This is a genomic window from Chryseobacterium sp. 14P4.3.2, assembly GCF_057799275.1.
The window spans coordinates 52,853-70,015 of sequence record NZ_JBYOKO010000013.1 but is presented as its reverse complement, the minus strand read 5'-3'; the positions used below and the strand labels follow the sequence as shown (position 1 = coordinate 70,015).

General features: G+C 35.6%; 19 protein-coding genes and 1 pseudogene. 11 read left to right on the top strand and 9 right to left on the bottom strand.

Translation table 11 applies throughout. From position 1 onward, the window contains the following. Window positions 1-85 precede the first annotated feature (85 nt). Window positions 86-436, bottom strand: coding sequence for a T9SS type A sorting domain-containing protein (locus AC27VX_RS17570; protein WP_300686517.1), 351 nt, complete (start codon window positions 434-436; stop codon window positions 86-88). Window positions 437-554: 118 nt separating this feature from the next. Between AC27VX_RS17570 and hemB the strand changes: the two genes are divergently transcribed. Continuing rightward, complete coding sequence (gene hemB / locus AC27VX_RS17565) at window positions 555-1,544, top strand: porphobilinogen synthase (RefSeq protein ID WP_236855710.1); 990 nt, start codon at window positions 555-557, stop codon at window positions 1,542-1,544. Between the two features lie 244 nt (window positions 1,545-1,788). On the opposite strand, the gene AC27VX_RS17560 is transcribed toward hemB, so the two are convergent. From AC27VX_RS17560 to AC27VX_RS17550, 3 genes are all read right to left on the bottom strand, one after another. Continuing rightward, entirely contained in the window at window positions 1,789-2,181 is a 393-nt protein-coding gene (locus AC27VX_RS17560) for a hypothetical protein (protein ID WP_488696948.1), read from the bottom strand. Then, window positions 2,144-2,494 (bottom strand): hypothetical protein, encoded by a 351-nt coding sequence (locus tag AC27VX_RS17555; protein WP_488696946.1) that lies wholly within the window; start codon window positions 2,492-2,494, stop codon window positions 2,144-2,146. Before AC27VX_RS17555 ends, AC27VX_RS17560 begins: the two co-directional genes overlap by 38 nt. A 131-nt stretch (window positions 2,495-2,625) precedes the next feature. Beyond that, a complete protein-coding gene (locus AC27VX_RS17550; RefSeq protein ID WP_236855708.1) occupies window positions 2,626-2,919 on the bottom strand; it encodes a TM2 domain-containing protein in 294 nt (97 codons plus the stop codon). A 155-nt stretch (window positions 2,920-3,074) separates the two neighbouring features. Between AC27VX_RS17550 and lptB the strand changes: the two are divergent. Then, window positions 3,075-3,800: pseudogene (lptB, locus tag AC27VX_RS17545) on the top strand (LPS export ABC transporter ATP-binding protein); the annotation flags it as partial. Between the two features lie 373 nt (window positions 3,801-4,173). On the opposite strand, the gene AC27VX_RS17540 reads toward lptB, so the two are convergent. The 3 genes from AC27VX_RS17540 to hmpA are packed head-to-tail and all read right to left on the bottom strand — an operon-like array spanning window position 4,174 to window position 6,010. Then, window positions 4,174-4,371, bottom strand: a complete 198-nt coding sequence (locus AC27VX_RS17540) for a DUF2798 domain-containing protein (RefSeq protein ID WP_236855706.1) — start codon at window positions 4,369-4,371, stop codon at window positions 4,174-4,176. After that, a complete protein-coding gene (locus tag AC27VX_RS17535) occupies window positions 4,352-4,801 on the bottom strand; it encodes an RrF2 family transcriptional regulator (RefSeq protein ID WP_236855705.1) in 450 nt (149 codons plus the stop codon). Before AC27VX_RS17535 ends, AC27VX_RS17540 begins: the two co-directional genes overlap by 20 nt. Window positions 4,802-4,807: 6 nt before the next feature. Next, on the bottom strand, window positions 4,808-6,010 hold the full coding sequence (hmpA, locus tag AC27VX_RS17530) for an NO-inducible flavohemoprotein (RefSeq protein ID WP_488696943.1): 1,203 nt from the start codon (window positions 6,008-6,010) through the stop codon (window positions 4,808-4,810). A 335-nt stretch (window positions 6,011-6,345) separates the two neighbouring features. Here hmpA and AC27VX_RS17525 point away from each other — a divergent pair, with 335 nt between their 5' ends. Both AC27VX_RS17525 and AC27VX_RS17520 read left to right on the top strand, forming a co-directional pair. After that, a complete protein-coding gene (locus tag AC27VX_RS17525; RefSeq protein ID WP_236859523.1) occupies window positions 6,346-8,073 on the top strand; it encodes an ABC transporter ATP-binding protein in 1,728 nt (575 codons plus the stop codon). A gap of 63 nt (window positions 8,074-8,136) precedes the next feature. Beyond that, window positions 8,137-9,090: a helix-turn-helix transcriptional regulator gene (locus AC27VX_RS17520; RefSeq protein ID WP_236855703.1), complete on the top strand. Its 954-nt coding sequence runs from the start codon at window positions 8,137-8,139 to the stop codon at window positions 9,088-9,090. Between the two features lie 134 nt (window positions 9,091-9,224). On the opposite strand, the gene AC27VX_RS17515 is transcribed toward AC27VX_RS17520, so the two are convergent. Next, a complete protein-coding gene (locus AC27VX_RS17515) occupies window positions 9,225-9,716 on the bottom strand; it encodes a DinB family protein (RefSeq protein WP_300686994.1) in 492 nt (163 codons plus the stop codon). Window positions 9,717-9,889: 173 nt separating this feature from the next. Here AC27VX_RS17515 and AC27VX_RS17510 point away from each other — a divergent pair, with 173 nt between their 5' ends. From AC27VX_RS17510 to AC27VX_RS17490, 5 genes are all read left to right on the top strand, one after another. Beyond that, complete coding sequence (locus AC27VX_RS17510; protein ID WP_300686992.1) at window positions 9,890-10,471, top strand: hypothetical protein; 582 nt, start codon at window positions 9,890-9,892, stop codon at window positions 10,469-10,471. Window positions 10,472-10,592: 121 nt separating this feature from the next. Beyond that, window positions 10,593-11,162 (top strand): cob(I)yrinic acid a,c-diamide adenosyltransferase, encoded by a 570-nt coding sequence (locus AC27VX_RS17505; RefSeq protein WP_236855700.1) that lies wholly within the window; start codon window positions 10,593-10,595, stop codon window positions 11,160-11,162. Continuing rightward, window positions 11,152-11,799, top strand: coding sequence for a thiamine diphosphokinase (locus tag AC27VX_RS17500; RefSeq protein ID WP_236855699.1), 648 nt, complete (start codon window positions 11,152-11,154; stop codon window positions 11,797-11,799). Before AC27VX_RS17505 ends, AC27VX_RS17500 begins: the two co-directional genes overlap by 11 nt. Window positions 11,800-12,012: 213 nt before the next feature. After that, window positions 12,013-12,888 carry a tyrosine-protein phosphatase gene (locus AC27VX_RS17495; protein WP_300686989.1) on the top strand — a complete coding sequence of 292 codons (876 nt, stop codon included), beginning with the start codon at window positions 12,013-12,015 and terminating at the stop codon, window positions 12,886-12,888. Between the two features lie 122 nt (window positions 12,889-13,010). Beyond that, window positions 13,011-14,405: a type III PLP-dependent enzyme domain-containing protein gene (locus AC27VX_RS17490; protein WP_236855697.1), complete on the top strand. Its 1,395-nt coding sequence runs from the start codon at window positions 13,011-13,013 to the stop codon at window positions 14,403-14,405. A 62-nt stretch (window positions 14,406-14,467) separates the two neighbouring features. Here AC27VX_RS17490 and AC27VX_RS17485 read toward each other — a convergent pair whose 3' ends face one another. Then, on the bottom strand, window positions 14,468-15,127 hold the full coding sequence (locus AC27VX_RS17485) for an HAD family hydrolase (protein ID WP_488696938.1): 660 nt from the start codon (window positions 15,125-15,127) through the stop codon (window positions 14,468-14,470). 254 nt (window positions 15,128-15,381) lie between these two features. On the opposite strand from AC27VX_RS17485, the gene speB reads away from it, so the two are divergent. Next, window positions 15,382-16,239, top strand: coding sequence for an agmatinase (speB, locus tag AC27VX_RS17480; protein WP_488696936.1), 858 nt, complete (start codon window positions 15,382-15,384; stop codon window positions 16,237-16,239). 69 nt (window positions 16,240-16,308) lie between these two features. After that, the gene (locus AC27VX_RS17475; RefSeq protein ID WP_488696934.1) at window positions 16,309-17,151 is read left to right on the top strand and encodes a bifunctional helix-turn-helix domain-containing protein/methylated-DNA--[protein]-cysteine S-methyltransferase; all 843 of its coding nucleotides are present in this window, start codon (window positions 16,309-16,311) and stop codon (window positions 17,149-17,151) included. The last annotated feature ends 12 nt before the right edge of the window (window positions 17,152-17,163 follow it).

The following is a 17,163-nucleotide window of genomic DNA, read 5'->3' as shown; positions in this document are numbered from 1 at the left end:
AGTATAAAAAAGTGCTGAAAGTTACGGAAATATTAAAATAGAATGAAGTAAAAGAAAAAATCCTGATGATTATCAGGATTCTAATTTATTGTTTTACGATTTGAGTAACTTTTTGCGTGTTGTCACTTAAAAGATATCGGATCATATATTTTCCGGGTTTTAATTTTTCAATATTAATCTCGCCGGAGTTCATATTTACGGTATAGCTGGCAACCTGCATACCCAAAATAGAATAGAAAGTCACACTTTTGATTCTTAAAGAAGAATCTTTTGCCTTAACGATAAGAAAATCCTTTGCGGGATTTGGATAGGCAAGCAACACTCCATCATCAGCTTTTTGAGTGATGGAACCGGGCTCTCTCAGTTGAGCTTTTAAATTGTTGGAAAATCCAACAAAAGTGCCTGTAAGTAGAATTAAAAGTAAAAGTTTTTTCATCAAATTTATAATTTCTCGAATATATATAACAAATATAATAAATTCTGCAATTTCTTACAATAGTTTTTTGTAGAACTTATATTAAATTTGTAGAAACTTATTCAAAAAGTATTCCAAAATGATACATTCAAGAAATAGAAGACTTAGAGTTAATGAATCTATCAGAAGTTTGGTAAGAGAAAATGTGCTTACAACTGATGATTTTGTAATGCCGATCTTCGTAATGGAGGGCGAAAACAAGCAGGAAGCGATCCCGTCGATGCCGGGAATTTTTAGGCGGAGTATAGATTTAACAGTGAAGGAATGTAAGGAATTATTTTCTTTGGGTGTAAAAGCTGTCAATTTGTACATGAAAGTGTCAGAACACTTAAAAGACAACACCGGAAAAGAAGCCTGGAACAAAGACGGATTAATGCAGAACACGATCAAAGCGATCAAAGATGCCGTTCCGGGAATGATTATTATGCCGGATGTGGCATTAGATCCTTATTCAATCTATGGTCATGACGGAATTATTGAAAACGGTAAAGTTTTAAATGATGCTACCAATGATGCATTGGCCAGAATGTCAGTATCTCACGCAGAAGCAGGAGCAGACCTTGTGGCACCTAGTGATATGATGGACGGCAGAGTAATGGTGATTCGTGAAGCATTGGAAGAAAGCGGATTTGCTGATGTAGGAATCGTAAGCTATGCTGCCAAATATGCAAGTTCTTTCTATGGACCTTTCAGAAGCGCTTTAGACAGTGCTCCTAAGGATGATATGGAAATTCCGAAAGATAAAAAAACATATCAGATGGATTTCCACAATTCGCGTGAGGCATTAAACGAAGTGTATAAAGATATTGAAGAAGGGGCTGATGTTATCATGATCAAACCGGGACTTCCGTACCTGGACATCGTTTCCAAAGTGCGCGAAGCTATTGATCTTCCTATTGCGGTATATAACGTAAGCGGAGAATATGCAATGGTAAAAGCGGCTGCACAGAACGGCTGGCTGGATAATGATAAAACGATCATTGAAAGTCTTACGTGCTTCAAAAGAGCCGGTGCTGATATGATCTTTACTTACTTTGCAAAAGAAGCTGCAATTTTGTTGAATAAATAATGAACTGCTGAATCAGGATACGAACGTTAATGACGAGTTGATAATCTGTTTTTTAAAACCTCATCTCCATAAAAAATAGATGTGGTTCAACCTATTTCAAGAAGAAATAATAAAGATCAAAAGCCATGTGTTGTAGAGCATTTAGCGTGTCCTGATTAATCCAGTATTAAATATGAAACCGGCTGTTCTTATAGAACGGCCGGTTTTTTATGATCCATGTCAGAGGTGAAAGAATACATATTGATTACATAATATTGAAATCTTTTCCTTTCGTAAATTTTGCTGCAAAAGGGGCCTGATTTCCGGAATATTTTAATACGAAATGTTTTTCAGTTTCTGTATCAGTCCTGGTTTCCACTTCTACATTCTGAGTCTGAAAACTTAAGTCTAAGCCGACAGCAGATTCTTTTTCCAGAAAAATTTCCACACTTTCCGCATAGAATAACGAAGTACTCAGATAATTAAACTTAATATTTCTCCTGTAGGTTTTAGAGCTTTCCTGTGTGAAAAGTGAATAGTTCTTCAGAATTTCAATACCGGGAGAATCAATATTGGTGATTCTGGATTTGGTAACATTATTGACCCTTACAGAAAAGCTTTTAGCTTCTATTGAATAACGATGGTAATGCCAGACCATATTCAATCATGCTGTCTTTGGTAAACTCAAAGTCAGGGATGAGAGCAGGATGCTTGGGCGTATTGATGAGCTGTGCTTTGACGGTTCTTAAAGCCTCGTCAGAGAATAAATAGCCGATAAGATTATTTCCCGTTGTTCTCCAGTTCCGGCCATTCCATTCAAAGATTTCACAAAGCAGCGTATCAGCAGAAGAATGTGGAAGGAGGTCGATATCCTGCCATTTAAATACTTCTTTGGCATAGGGCCTTCGGTTGGTAATATTAAGACCCAGATCTAATGCAAGCAGATCTGTCAGTTCCTGATTGTTTTCCATAATAATTTAATTCTTGATTTGAAGCCGGTAAAATTATGGAAATTAAATAGTAAACCATCATTAATCCTTGAGCTAATAAAGGGATTGTCAGAATTCGATCTTGCTGATCAGCTTTCAGAGAAGGTGTCATTTTATAACCAGCCTTTTCTTCCGTAAACATAGGTGTCATCAAATTGCCTATCATTCATAAACAGGTACAGAATGCCTTCAATAAAAGGGATAACAGAAGCAGCACCTAAAGTAACAATATTAAGCACCAGCTGAATAATACCTTCTTTGGTGTATCCCAGATAAAACTTGTTTAAGGCCAGCCAGCCTACGAGAATACCTAATAATGCCGCAGGAATTTTCTTTTCCGAGCGGTAAGGAGCATTATTTTGGTAGCTCTGCCTGTTTTCTGTTTTTGTATAACCGTAATTTTCCATTTTTTATTATTTGTAATAGGTTGATTGATTATATGATAAGTAGTCTTAATTAAGAAAAAGTTACAATAAGGTAAAACCAGGCAGGCTTATATTTTTCAGATAATAAAATTGATATTGCTGTAAAAGAGAATTTATATTTTTGATATATTTGCCCTATGATTTTACGAGGAGAAAACTTAATCAAAGAATACGGTCCTAAAAAAGTTGTAAAAGGCGTTTCTGTACAGGTTCAACAGGGGGAAATTGTAGGTTTGCTGGGTCCGAATGGAGCAGGGAAAACCACATCGTTTTATATGATCGTAGGGTTGGTTAAGCCCACTTCAGGGAAAATTTTCCTGGATAAACAGGAAATTACTACAGATGCAATGTATCGTAGAGCCCAAAAAGGAATCGGTTATCTTGCTCAGGAAGCTTCCGTTTTCAGAAAGCTGTCTGTAGAAGAGAATATTATGGGAGTATTACAGCTGACTAAGCTTTCAAAGCGAGAGCAGCAGATCAAATGTGATGAACTGATTGAAGAATTTTCTTTACAGCATGTTCGTAAAAACAGAGGAGATCTTCTTTCCGGAGGAGAGAGACGTAGAACAGAAATTGCACGTTGTCTTGCCACAAGCCCGAATTTTATCCTGTTGGATGAACCTTTTGCAGGAGTAGACCCTATTGCAGTAGAAGATATCCAGAAAATTGTAAGAAGCTTAGTGGATAAGAATATCGGAATCCTGATTACCGACCACAACGTACAGCAGACTTTGGCAATTACCAACAAAACTTATATTATGTTTGAAGGAAAGATCCTGAAAGAAGGACTTCCGGAAGACCTGGCTAATGATCCGCAGGTAAGAGAAGCATATCTTGGTGAAAACTTCGTGTATCAAAGTATTTTGGATAAGCCTAAAAAGAAAAAATATGCCTACAACATCTGGGCAGGTAATTTTGATTCCAAGGCTCATTTACAAGGATTTGTAAACGATAACTTTAAACAGTTTGACGATCTGAGGCTGATGTATGGCTTCGAAGATATAAGTTTTGCTTCATTAGCGAATTCCGAAATAGAACATATCTTTAATGATGTGGTGGATAAGAATGCTAATAACTCTTTTGTATTCCAGAAAAAAGAAATCAATACCCAGTATTCACTGGAACAGGCAAAAGAAGAGTCGAAAGAAGCAAGCAAATCTGAACTGCATTATCTGACGACGTATATGTATGAAGGATAAGACAAATTTTATAGCAAAAACTTTTTAATGGATTTGTTCAGTTTTTTCTCATGAATTTACAATTGGGAAAAATAAGAATATTGAATGTTAAAGTTATCGTCAGTGCAATAGACCATGCCTCTAACCAGTCATACATAAAATATTCGTCATCAATCTTTTCACTATTGTGTAATGAGCTTAATGTAAAAGTGATGATAGCCGTAATAAACAGGCTTTTAATTACTGTTTGTAGCATTTTTCTGATTGGCAAAGATAATTTCCCAATGGTTAAAAGCGAGGTCAGATAAATGATGCTGGTTCATACTGTCAATAAAAGCTTGATAAGCGGTGTCTAAAAATGATTTTAGTTTACAATCATAGGAGACAAACACACAAGATTTTGCAAAACAATTAATGATGGGGGTGTCATCTTGTTCCAATAAATGGATGAGACTTCCTAATCCAGTCTTATTAGCTTTTTCAGAAATGGTAATTCCACCATTTTTTCCTCTTTTCGTTATGACTAAGTCTTTTTGAGCTAGAAACTGAACCACTTTAATAAGATGATTACGGAGTATATTCAGTTTTCCGGATAATTCATCCAAAGAACATGAAGAAGCCTTATCGTTTTGATTTAGATAAATTAATACTCGTAAACTATAGTCGGTAAAATGGTTCAGTTTCATTGATTTTTAATTTAGATGAAGCAGTTGAGGCCCAAACTCCTCATAGAGAATATCTTCTTTGGCAATACCTAGCTGTAGTAAAGAGTCATATTGAGCTTTAATAAATGCTTCGGGTCCACAAATGTAATACTTTGCTTTATCAATAAGAATTTCCTCTTTAATTTCATGTAAGTTTATTCTTCCTTTTCTGACAAAATGAGACTTATTTTCAATAGTTTCATAAAAAACATGAGTAGTAAGCCATTGATTATTAGTGTTTAGTTGATTTACATGGTCTTTAAATGCGTGTACATTTTCATCTCTACAGCTATGAAGCCAGACTACCGTGTTATTCTGTAGCGTATTTTTTTTAGTTTCCAGCATGCTTAACAATGGAGTTACGCCTACGCCGCCGCTTATTAGTACCAACGGATCTTCAGATATTGGATTGGCATAAAAAACACCGGCAGGAGCGCTGACCCATATTTCATCACCTATCATTTTTTGATGCAATACATTTGAAACAACCCCATCAGGCAAATTCTGAATGTTTTTTTCTCTCTTCACGGATATTCTGTAATGATCTGGGTTGAAGGCTGATGATAAACTATACTGTCTTGGCTGTTCATGTCCTAATGCAGGAACAAATGTCTTCACCGAAATATACTGTCCTGGAAGATAGTTGGCAATGGCTTGATTATCTTTAGGACTTAGGTAGAATGATTTAATTTCACTGCTTTCCTCCACAATATCTGCAATTACAAACGCTCTCCATCCTTTCCATCCTCCATCCTTTTGTAAGGTAGATTGATAAAGTTCGTGTTCAATAGAAATCATAATTTGAGCCAATTCATTATAGGCTTGTGTCCATGCTTCTACGAGTTGATCATGTGCTGCTTCCCCAAGAACCTCTTTTATTGAAGAAATCAAGTGAAGTCCAACAATATCATATTGCTCGGGGCTAATATTTAAGCTTACATGCTTATTTCCGATAGATCTTAAAACATTGATAAGAACTTCAGGATTTTCAATTTGCTCAGCATAGGCTAATACAGCTCCAGCTAAAGCATTCTGCTGTTTTCCACTTGCCTGGTTACTCATATTGAAAATGTTTTTCAGTTCAGGGTTATGCGTAAACATCCTTGTATAAAAATGTTTTGTTAAATCGGTTCCATTCGTTTTTAAAACTGGTACTGTTGCTTTTACAAGTGCTTTTTGATCGTTATTCATCTGGTCTTTTTTTATGTGATGGTACAAATGTACAAAAAATATTAATTGTTGTATTTTAAATACAACAATTAATAATAATGCGTAATTTCAAAAAAGTAGGGTAGAATAAACTTCCGGAACTAGGAAAGTCATTTTGAATACAGGGAGATTAAATGGTTTTGGTCCGGATGAGAAAATAAGCAGGTATTAAGCCTGGTTTTTCTATGAATTGTTTTAAAAAAGGTTTAATTTTACTAAGACCTATACTATGATTCATGGCAAAACCTTTTAACAGAACAGTTACTTTATTCGGAATTTATAAGCAGCTTGTCCCATTCATCAGACCTTACCGCTTAATGATTTATGGAACGCTTTTTCTTACTTTCCTGGGAGCACTTGCAGCACAGGTAAACCCAATCGTTTTAAAATATACTGTAGATGAGGTGACAAAGCTTACCCATCTTCCGAACCCTATGGCAGAAGGAATTCATATCCTCACCATCATTTCCGTTATTTTACTGGGAAAAGAGCTGTTGAATATCTTCATCAACTTTGGTCAGAAATTTTATGGCGAAAAAATCAGGATTAATGTAAGTTCTATTCTGGCTCAGTCAGCCATTGATAAAATTCTGACTTACCGAGTAGCTTATTTTAACGATGAAAATCATGAGTCCGGAAAATTACAGATCAGAATAGACCGTGGAATAGAAAGTCTGACAAAACTGGTACAGAACTTTTTCATCGATATTCTTCCTTTGTTTTCCAACGCCATCATTGCTCTGATCATTATGTATATGCAGAATGTATATGTGGGAGCTGTTTCTACGATTATTGTTCCCATCTATTTTTATATAAGTTCTTTACAGGCAAAAAAACTCGGCGGAGTACGCCGGCAGCTTAGAAACCAAAGAGAAAAAAAGACATCCGGACTTCTGAATCTGATCAATTCTATTATGGTGATTAAAAGTTTTGTCCGTGAAAAATTTGAAGGCAAAAAACAATATGATCTTCAGATGGAACTGATGGAAAGCCAGATGTTCACAAGAAAAACAAACTTTATATATGACGGTTTGAAAACTTTTATCGAACAGTTTGGAGTGGTTTTAATAATCCTTTTGACCGTTTATCTGGTCCTTGATCAGCAGATGACCATTGGGGCAATCATGCTTCACATTATGCTTTTTAACAATGTTTCTGCCCCTATCCGGCAGCTGCACAGGATTTATGATGATATGAACGATGCCATGATCTATGCCGAAGGCTACTTTGATATTCTGAATGCAGATAACGAAGCAGAACCCAATGGAAACTTTATAGAAAAAAAGATCAAAGGAACTTTTGAATTAAAAAATGTTGATTTTACCTATCCCAACGGAACAAAAGCACTTCATGATGTTTCCATGAAAATTGAAAATGGAAAGACGACAGCCTTAGTAGGATTGAGTGGAGCAGGAAAATCAACAGTTATTAACCTTTTATGTAAATTTTACCTTCCGGATTCCGGAGAGATTCTGTTGGATGATATAAACCTCAATGATTTCGAGAATACTTTTCTGCGGAGTGATCTTGGTCTGGTGCTTCAGAAGAATCATATTTTCCAGGGAAGTATAGAAGACAATATCCGTTATGGAGATATGAATGCCAGTTTTGAACAAATTGAAGAAGCTGCTAAAAAAGCCTACCTTCATGATCAGATTATGGATCTTCCTGATCAGTACCGGCATGATGCCACGCAGCTTTCAGGAGGCCAGCAGCAGAGAATAGCCATTGCAAGATTATTTTTAAAAAATCCACCCATTATCTTTTTAGATGAACCAACTGCCAGCCTGGATGCCATTGCCACGGAGCAGATCAAAAATTCTTTGGATGCCATAAAAGAAGGAAGAACCGTAGTTATCATTTCTCATTCATTGTCACAGATTTTAGATTCAGATACAATCTATGTAATGAAAAAGGGAAGGGTGGTTGAAAATGGAACCCATAATGAACTTTATGACAAAGACGGTACTTACCGGGAAATTTTTGATGCTTCGGCCCGCAGCTTAAATCTGGACAAGCTGGTCAATACGTATAAAGAAAATTAATAAAAAAGCTGTTGCATTTATCATTAGTACCTCGAAAAAGAATTTTAGCTTTGCAGGAGCAATATGAATGACCACTATCTTAAAAAATTGGACAGGGTAACTGCTATTCTTACCCAATTACAGTCTAAACCTGTTGTGAGAGCACAGGATTTGGCTGAGAAATTTGATGTAAGTATCAGAACCATTTACAGGGATATAAAAACTCTGGAGAATGCGGGTATCCCTATCGTGGGAGAAGCAGGGAACGGCTATTCTTTAATGGAAGGATATAAACTTCCTCCCATCATGTTTACCAAAGAAGAAGTGCTGAGCTTTATTACTGCTGAAAAACTGATGCAGAAGTTTTCCCACCAGAGTTTGGGAAACCATTATCAGGCTGCAATGGAAAAAGTGAGGTCAGTTTTGCGGCATTCTGATAAAAGTTTAATTCAGAATATAGAGAATCAGATTGATGTCTTTAGTTTTCATACCGATTCCGGAGACTCCCTGAAAAATGTTATTCCTATTATTTTAGAAAGTATTGCAGAGAAAACTCAGCTCAATATACGATATCAGACCGTGGATGGAAGAGTGATGAACAGAACTATTGAAACGGTGGGGATGTTCTTTGAGTTTAATTTCTGGTATATCATGGCTTTCTGCACTTTGAGAAAAGACTTCAGACAATTTCGGATTGACAGAATTATGGAGATTATAAAAACTCAGAACCCTTTTCTTCAGGAGTATGGACAGGTGAATGATTACCGGAAAAAATCCAACGGAAGTAAAGTTGTCGTTAAACTTTTAGTAGACAAAGAAATCATGACCTACCTGGTGAATTCCAAAAAATATTACGGACTGACTGATGAAGTGGAAACGGAGGATGGTGTAGAACTTACTTTTGAAACAGAATGGATTGATGGCGGATTCCCACGCTGGCTGATTACCTTTGCAGATTATGCCACAGTTCTGGAACCGGTAAGCCTTCGCACAAAACTCAATGAATTACTTGTAAAAATGACCAAAAGGCATCAATAAAAACCCCAACAGAGTAATTGTTGAGGTTTGAGTTTAATAAAGACAAAAAGATGAAATGGCTGAAAACTAAAGAAAGCTGACAAAAAAAAATCGGGCAGTCGATTTTTTTTGAACCCTTAGCTTCCTTTACATTATTAAAATCTCTCCCAGAAGAAAGGAGGTTCAATTCCTAAAGCTCTCAGGTAAACATATCCTTGTCCACGGTGATGAATTTCGTTATCTATAAAATAAAGAATATTCTGATATACCGGAAATTCATATTCTCCGAATAAATTGAAAGTCTCCTGGAAACGTTCCTCAGAAATCTGATTAAAATAATGATTGATGACCTCTGTTTCTTCGTCCCATTTTTTTAAGATATCTTCTTTGGTTTTTGGGTTGAATCCTTCCTCGCTGTAGGCTTCCATGTTCCCTTCAACAATTCCTTTTAAAGCAGGCCCGCCAATACCAATCAGTTCTCCTGCCATTTTTGAAAATGGTCTCATGCCACCTATTGAAAATTCAAATAAATCTTTTTCCGGAAAAGCTTCAATGACTCTTCTTGTTAAATTTCTATGTCCCTGCCAATCGTTTAATAACTGTTCAGAAGTCATAAATTGTTTTGTAGCTGTGGCTGTAGTTGTCATAATTGTATGGTTTTTGTTTGTTGTTGATACAAAGGTAAGAGGAGACTATGACAACAGTTTGTCAGCAGGTTTTTTTAAGTTTAAAAAAATATTCTTTGCTTGCTAAAATATCCGGACCTACTTTTCCGTTAGAAGAAAGTATATTAATAAAAAGAAATTGTTTTATTAAAATTATGAAGAAGTATATTTTGCCCGTTATCACCACTTTTTTATTAGTATCATGTAATAAAATTGAAGAAAAAATTGACCAGACTGTTCAGAAAACAACAGAAAAAGTACAGCAAAAAACGCAGCAGGTTGTAGAAGAAACAGTAAAAAACACAGTCAATGAATCTATAAATTCTTTAACGAATTCTCAGGACGTTAAGTTTAATGAAGTTTTTCCGGATGCCGGAGCTATTGTTTCCGAAGAAAAAGGGAAAAAAATAAAAATCCCGGGAAGGCCGGAAGGATATGTTTTCAAATATAAAGCAGACATTGCTGTATTGCTTCCATTTTTAGAAAATCAGCCTACTTCTGATGAAAGCAAGTCAGAAAAGAAAGCCCGAAAAATTGACGGACAAAACATTATTGATAAAATAAGTTTTATGTCCAAATTTCTTCCTGAAAATACTTTTGATACAAGCCTTCTGGAAGATATTAAAAGTGATAAAAATATTCAGTATTATAAGCTGAAGAGATTTCCCAAGAGTAGTACAATTATCTACAACCCAAAAAATCAGACCATCATACAGTATGTAGAGGTAAATAAATAATTTGGATATGGCTGGTTTTTATACCGGCCATTTTTTTATGCAGAAATCTGACAGTCAACTGTAACAGAATCATTCCTACATTTTACTTTTTACATTGTACAAAATACATTATTTTAGTAGTATGAAAATTTATACAAAAACAGGAGATAAAGGGCAAACTGCACTATATGGAGGGACACGAGTTTCCAAAGCCAGTGCAAGAGTTGACAGCTATGGAAATATAGATGAACTGAATTCATTCATTGGAATTGCCAAAAGCCATATTGAAGATCAGGAAGTTCTGAAGCAACTGAAGAAAATACAGTTTGATTTATTCACGGTAGGTTCAGAAGCCGCTACCCCAGCAGACAAGCTGATGCTGGCAAATGGTAAATCACGTCTTCCAATCGTTATTTCAGAAACGGAGATTGAAGAACTTGAACAGTGGATGGATGCTTTTGAAGAAAAACTGGAACCGCTTCAGTATTTTATACTCCCCGGAGGTGGAAAATCTGCTACCTTTTTACACGCTGCAAGAACCATCTGCAGAAGGGCAGAACGTTCATTGGTATTTTTAAATGAAGCAGAAGAAGTACGTCCGGAATTGATCAAATATTTAAACAGACTTTCAGATTATCTTTTTGTTCTGGCAAGATATATTTCAAAACTAAATAACGAACCGGAAGAATACTGGAACCCGAATGAAAGATAAAGCATTACTTTTCATCAACGGAGATGCTCCGAAATCTTTACCCAATCCGGAAAATTATGGTTTGATTGCCTGTACAGACGGGGCTTTCCATTATTTAAAGCGGATGGGCTTTCCATTGGATAAACTTGATTTTATTTCAGGGGATTTTGACTCCCACTCCGGAACGGATGAAGATATGTATCAGGATAAATTTATCCTTACCTTAGATCAGGATAAAACAGATTTTCATAAAGCCCTGGAAATTATTCTGGAAAAAGGCTTTTCAGAGATTGATGTATTCGGAGGCAGTGGAGGAGAACAGGATCATTTTCTGGGAAACCTTACCGTTGCCTATGCGTTTAAGGACCAAATGGAAATTAAGTTTTATGATGAATTTTCAGAATATTATTTTATTCCAAATGATTTTAAACTGAAAGGAGTAAAAAACAGAATGATCTCTCTGTATCCTTTCCCATCGGTCAATAATATAACTACCAAAGGACTTAACTGGCCTTTGACTAATGGGAGTTTAAGCATTACCTCAAGGATAGGAACCCGGAATTTCGCTGTTGAAGATGAGGTTACAGTAGAATATGAATCAGGAGATGTGTTATTTTTTGTAGGCATCCATGAAATAGAATATCCAGGTATATATTAAGATATATTATTAAATGCAATTTTGTCTTTGCAAAGGCAGTGATGAATAGAAACGGGCTTTAGCCCATTTAATCAAAACAGAAAAATTCCATTGGCATTAGCCAAAACCTAATAAGAGCATGAAACTCTCTCCAGTGTCACAATTAGGGTGGCAAATCAGAAGATTTTACGGGGGTGGTTTTAAATATTGCAAAAATCGGTTAAATAAAAACGTTTGAATAAATTAATCAAAATATCAATTCTCAGCATTTCATTATACAGTGTTTTATCCTGCAAAACACAGCATTTTGAAACCCCTCAATATGGTAGAAATGAAACAGAAAAAGTCATTGATATCAAAAAGGTGGCCAATTTCCGGGCAGTGGGAAATATTAAAAATACAGAAGGAAGAACTTTGAAAGAAGGTAAATTCTACAGAAGTGCCCATCTGTATAAACTGAGAAATAAATCTTTTAATTCTATTGAAAAACTGGGAATAAAAGAAATCATTGACCTTAGAAATTCCAAAGAAACAGCAGAAAAACCGGATCAGCTTCCTGCAGGAATAATTTACAAAAAATATTCAGCTTTTGAAGATGAAGGAGATCAGTTGGCTCAGGCTAGAAAATTAGTTCTCAAAGGGAAAGTGAATGCTTCAGATGCCGATAAAAGAATGATTGATTTTTATCGTGAATACGTTACAGAAAATCCGGAAATTATAAAGTCCATCATCAATGAGGTTCTGGAATCTAAAGAACCGGTTCTATATCACTGTACGGCAGGTAAAGACCGAACCGGAATTATTACTGCTTTAGTTTTAACCATTCTGAAATTTGATAAAGAGACTATTTATAATGAATATCTTTTGTCTAACAATTACAGAAAAGATCTTGTTCAGAAAAGACTCCGTTTGGCAAATACCTTACATTTCCTTTACCCAAAGATGGATTTACAGGTGCTGGAAAAACTAAGCTGGGTAGAAAAAAGATATCTGGATGCTGCTTTTGATGAGATCAATAAAAAGTATGGATCAACGGATGCCTACATTCAGCAGGTACTGGGGGTTTCTGAAAGTAAAAGGGAGGAGTATATTCAAAAGTTTACCTATTGATTATCAGAGATAAATTTTTGTAAGATATGATATTGGGGGATAATTTAAAATTATAATAATTTTAACACCCAAAAATCAAACTTTTTTAGCAATTTTGCATTTCTTAATTCACTTGTTTAGAAATGAAAATAAAGTACTCGGAACTTATTGATCAGACGTTATATTTCCCTACAGAGGAGTTTAATGTTTCTGAGAACAATTTGTTGTTTCACGATGTTCCATTGATGGACGTTGTTGAGCAATTTGGCACTCCGCTAAAGATTAGCTATTTGCCGAGAATTTCTCAAAATATTCAGAAAGCCAAAAGCTGGTTTAAAGAAGCTTTTGAAAAAACCGGATATAAAAAGAATTATACCTACTGCTACTGTACAAAATCCAGTCATTTTAATTTTGTATTGGAAGAAGCTTTGAAAAACGAAATTTCAATAGAAACTTCTTCTGCTTATGACATGGATATTGTAAAATCTCTTTACGGGAAAGGTAAGGTAGATAAGAATATTGAGGTAATCTGTAATGGTTTTAAAACAGATGATTATCTGATGAAAATCTCAGATATGATCAATAATGGGTTTGAAAATATTACTCCGATTCTGGATAACTACCGCGAGCTGGATAAACTTACGGAAAGTATAGATTCAACCTTTAATATCGGAATAAGAATCGCTTCGGAAGAAGAACCTAAGTTTGAATTTTATACCTCAAGATTAGGGATCGGATATAAAGATATTATCCCTTACTACAGTCAGAAGATCGCTGAACACCCGAATGCAAGATTGAAAATGCTTCACTTCTTCATCAATACGGGGATTAAAGATACTTCTTATTACTGGAATGAGTTGTACAAATGTCTTCGTGTGTACGCACGTTTGAAGAAAATTGCTCCTGAAGTAGATTCACTGAACATTGGTGGAGGTTTCCCAATCAAAACTTCTTTGAATTTTGATTATGATTACCAATATATGGTAGAAGAGATTGTTTCTCAGATCAAAAAATTCTGTGAAGAAGAAGGAGTAGAAGAACCAAACATCTATACCGAATTCGGAAGTTTTACTGTTGGAGAAAGTGGAGCGAACCTCTATAAAATTATTTCTCAGAAACGTCAGAACGACAGAGAAAAATGGAATATGATCGATTCTTCTTTCATGACAACACTTCCTGATACATGGGCAATTTCAAGGCACTTCATCATGCTTCCGCTAAACCGTTGGGAAGATACTTATGAAAGAGTCTTTTTAGGAGGATTGACTTGTGACTCAGATGATTATTACAACTCTGAGCAGCATACCAATGCTATTTATCTGCCGGTTTTCAGTGATACAAAACCTTTGTATATCGGATTTTTCCATACAGGGGCTTATCAGGAAACAATCGGAGGTTACGGTGGAGTTCATCACTGTCTGATGCCTCAGCCAAGACATGTCCTGATCCAGAAAGATGAAAATGGTGAATTACACTACGAAATTTTCCGTGAAAAGCAGGAGCCTGAAGATATTTTGAAAATTTTAGGTTACAAATAATAAATTGACTTTAGTCAAAACGTATACAAAACGAAAGCTCTCATCACTGAGAGCTTTTTTATTTAGAAATAATTTGAAATTTTATCAAGTTCGAGATCATCATAATCAGAAACTACGGTGTCTGCTAACGTATAGTCCTGATTTTTTGAATGTGGACTTCTGTAGGCAGCACAGAATATTTCAGCTCTGTGAGCTGCTAAAATTCCATTCGTAGAGTCTTCTATAACCATACAGTTTTCAACTGGTTCACCTGCCATTTCGGCTGCTAAGAGAAAAACTTCAGGATGAGGTTTGGATTCTTTTAAATCCGCTCCACTTATTTTTCCACTGAAATATTTCTCAAGACCGAATTTTTCAAAAACCATATTAATAGTGGTCATTGTTGCGGAAGAAGCCAATATAAGTTTGATATTATTTTCATGATAATGCTCGATCAGTTTTTTTACCCCCGGAATTAAGTCAAATTCATCATCATTATAAAAATAATCTTTGAAATGAGATCTTTTGATTCCGGAAATAGCTTCGTGAGTATAATCCAGATTAAATTGATTGATCAAAGTTTCACAAACCCTCTTGGTAGAAGCCCCTGTGAAAGAGGTATATAAATCTTCGGAAACTGTAATTTCCAATTCATCAAACGTTTTGAAATAAGCTTTTCTGTGAAGAGGTTCCGTATCTACAATCACCCCGTCCATATCGAAAAGAACAGCTTTTAAAGACATATTGAAAGTTTTACGTAAAAATAGCTATTTGAATTGAAAGATGAAAGATGAAAATTGAAAATGGAGATTTCATAGTGAAAAGCCTGAATTTATAATACGGAAAAGTACAATGAAGCCTGAAATATCACCTCTGAAATCGAGTATCTTAGCCCTTTCAATTTTCAATTTTCATTTTTCCGTTTTCAACTCTTAACTTCTTCGTATCTTTGTTACCGATATTTCAATAGTAAAACATTAAAATTTTTAAATAAAGCATGAGAACATACGCAGGAATTCCCGAAGAAAACGCATCGTTAGAGAATTCGAAAGTAATGTTGGTAACTGTTCCTTATGATGGAACTTCAACATGGGGTAAAGGAGCTGATAAAGGTCCGGAATTATTCTTAGACGCTTCTGAAAACATGGAGCTTTATGATATTGAAACACAAACTGAGCCTTATCTTCAGGGAGTGTATATGGCAGGAGAAGTTTCTGAAAACTCTACTCCAGAAGCAATGACAGAAGCTGTTTATCAGAAAACAAAAGAGCTGTTGAATAATGACGGAAAACTATTCACTCTTTTTGGTGGAGAACACTCTGTTTCTATTGGTTCTATCCGTGCAGTAGGTGAGAAGTTTGAAAACCTTACCGTTCTTCAGTTAGATGCTCACACAGACTTACGTCCGGATTTTCACGGTTCTACTTCTAACCACGCCTGTGCAGTTTTTGAAGCGAACCAAAAGCATAATTTAGTTCAGGTGGGAATCCGCTCTATGGATGTAGAAGAGGTTGAATATTTACCGGAAGGAAGAGTATTCTTTGCTCACGAAATCGCTAACAACGAGAACTGGGTTAATGATGTATTGGAAAAAGTATCAGGAAACGTATATATTACGATAGATTTAGATGCTTTTGATCCTTCTATTGCTCCTTCTACAGGAACTCCGGAGCCAGGTGGACTACAATGGTATCCAACATTGGAATTATTAAGAAAAGTATTTGAAAAATGTAATGTGGTAGCATTTGATATTGTAGAATTAATGGATTCTCCAATGGCTAAACCTTCAGCTTTCTTATCTGCTAAGCTGTATTATAAAATGCTTGCTTATTACGATATTTATAACAACAACTAATATTCCGCAAGAATCGGATTTTTTCTGCCGTATATTCTTCGGAAATTTGTGAGGTAAAAATAATATAAGATGTCCACACAAAGTCAGATAGATTATAATAGAATTGCCAAAGCGATAGAATATATCCAGCGCAATTTCAGGCTTCAGCCAAGTTTGGAGGAAGTGGCAGAAAATATTCACTTAAGTCCCGCCCATTTTCAGAAGATCTTCACAGATTGGGCAGGAACAAGTCCGAAAAAATTTTTACAGTTCATCAGCCTTGAACATGCTAAAAATTTATTGAAGGAAGAAAAAGCAAGTTTATTTGATACCGCTTACGAGACAGGATTATCCAGTACCAGCAGACTTCATGATCTGTTTGTAAAGATAGAAGGAATGTCTCCGGCGGAATATAAAAACGGTGGAAAAAGCCTTGTTATCAATTTCAGTTTTTCCGAAAGTCCTTTTGGAACTTTATTGGTAGCTTCTACAGAAAAAGGAATCTGTTATATGGCTTTTGAAAAAGATAAAGAAACAGCATTAGGGGAGCTGAAACATAAGTTCCCCAATGCTTCTTTTCTTGAAAAACAGGATGCACTTCAAAAGAATGCATTGTCCATATTCGATAAAGACTGGACAAAACTTAATACCATAAAACTTCATTTAAAAGGAACAGATTTTCAGCTTAAAGTCTGGGAAAGCCTACTGACTATTCCCATGGGAAAACTATCTACCTATGGAAGTCTTGCTGAAAAAATTGGAAATCCAAAAGCATCAAGAGCAGTGGGAACAGCTATCGGAAGCAATCCGGTCGCATTTCTTATTCCATGCCATCGCGTGATTCAGTCTACAGGGCATCTTGGTGGTTATCGATGGGGTATTGATAGAAAACAACTGATGATGGGCTGGGAGAGTTCACAGATTTACACATAAACAAATCTTTAC

Coding starts and splice junctions, on each gene's coding strand:
- AC27VX_RS17570 (WP_300686517.1), bottom strand. CDS start 436: ATGAAAAAACTTTTACTTTTAATTCTACTTACAGGCACTTTTGTTGGA.
- hemB (WP_236855710.1), top strand. CDS start 555: ATGATACATTCAAGAAATAGAAGACTTAGAGTTAATGAATCTATCAGA.
- AC27VX_RS17560 (WP_488696948.1), bottom strand. CDS start 2,181: ATGGTCTGGCATTACCATCGTTATTCAATAGAAGCTAAAAGCTTTTCT.
- AC27VX_RS17555 (WP_488696946.1), bottom strand. CDS start 2,494: ATGGAAAACAATCAGGAACTGACAGATCTGCTTGCATTAGATCTGGGT.
- AC27VX_RS17550 (WP_236855708.1), bottom strand. CDS start 2,919: ATGGAAAATTACGGTTATACAAAAACAGAAAACAGGCAGAGCTACCAA.
- AC27VX_RS17540 (WP_236855706.1), bottom strand. CDS start 4,371: ATGCTACAAACAGTAATTAAAAGCCTGTTTATTACGGCTATCATCACT.
- AC27VX_RS17535 (WP_236855705.1), bottom strand. CDS start 4,801: ATGAAACTGAACCATTTTACCGACTATAGTTTACGAGTATTAATTTAT.
- hmpA (WP_488696943.1), bottom strand. CDS start 6,010: ATGAATAACGATCAAAAAGCACTTGTAAAAGCAACAGTACCAGTTTTA.
- AC27VX_RS17525 (WP_236859523.1), top strand. CDS start 6,346: ATGATTTATGGAACGCTTTTTCTTACTTTCCTGGGAGCACTTGCAGCA.
- AC27VX_RS17520 (WP_236855703.1), top strand. CDS start 8,137: ATGAATGACCACTATCTTAAAAAATTGGACAGGGTAACTGCTATTCTT.
- AC27VX_RS17515 (WP_300686994.1), bottom strand. CDS start 9,716: ATGACAACTACAGCCACAGCTACAAAACAATTTATGACTTCTGAACAG.
- AC27VX_RS17510 (WP_300686992.1), top strand. CDS start 9,890: ATGAAGAAGTATATTTTGCCCGTTATCACCACTTTTTTATTAGTATCA.
- AC27VX_RS17505 (WP_236855700.1), top strand. CDS start 10,593: ATGAAAATTTATACAAAAACAGGAGATAAAGGGCAAACTGCACTATAT.
- AC27VX_RS17500 (WP_236855699.1), top strand. CDS start 11,152: ATGAAAGATAAAGCATTACTTTTCATCAACGGAGATGCTCCGAAATCT.
- AC27VX_RS17490 (WP_236855697.1), top strand. CDS start 13,011: ATGAAAATAAAGTACTCGGAACTTATTGATCAGACGTTATATTTCCCT.
- AC27VX_RS17485 (WP_488696938.1), bottom strand. CDS start 15,127: ATGTCTTTAAAAGCTGTTCTTTTCGATATGGACGGGGTGATTGTAGAT.
- speB (WP_488696936.1), top strand. CDS start 15,382: ATGAGAACATACGCAGGAATTCCCGAAGAAAACGCATCGTTAGAGAAT.
- AC27VX_RS17475 (WP_488696934.1), top strand. CDS start 16,309: ATGTCCACACAAAGTCAGATAGATTATAATAGAATTGCCAAAGCGATA.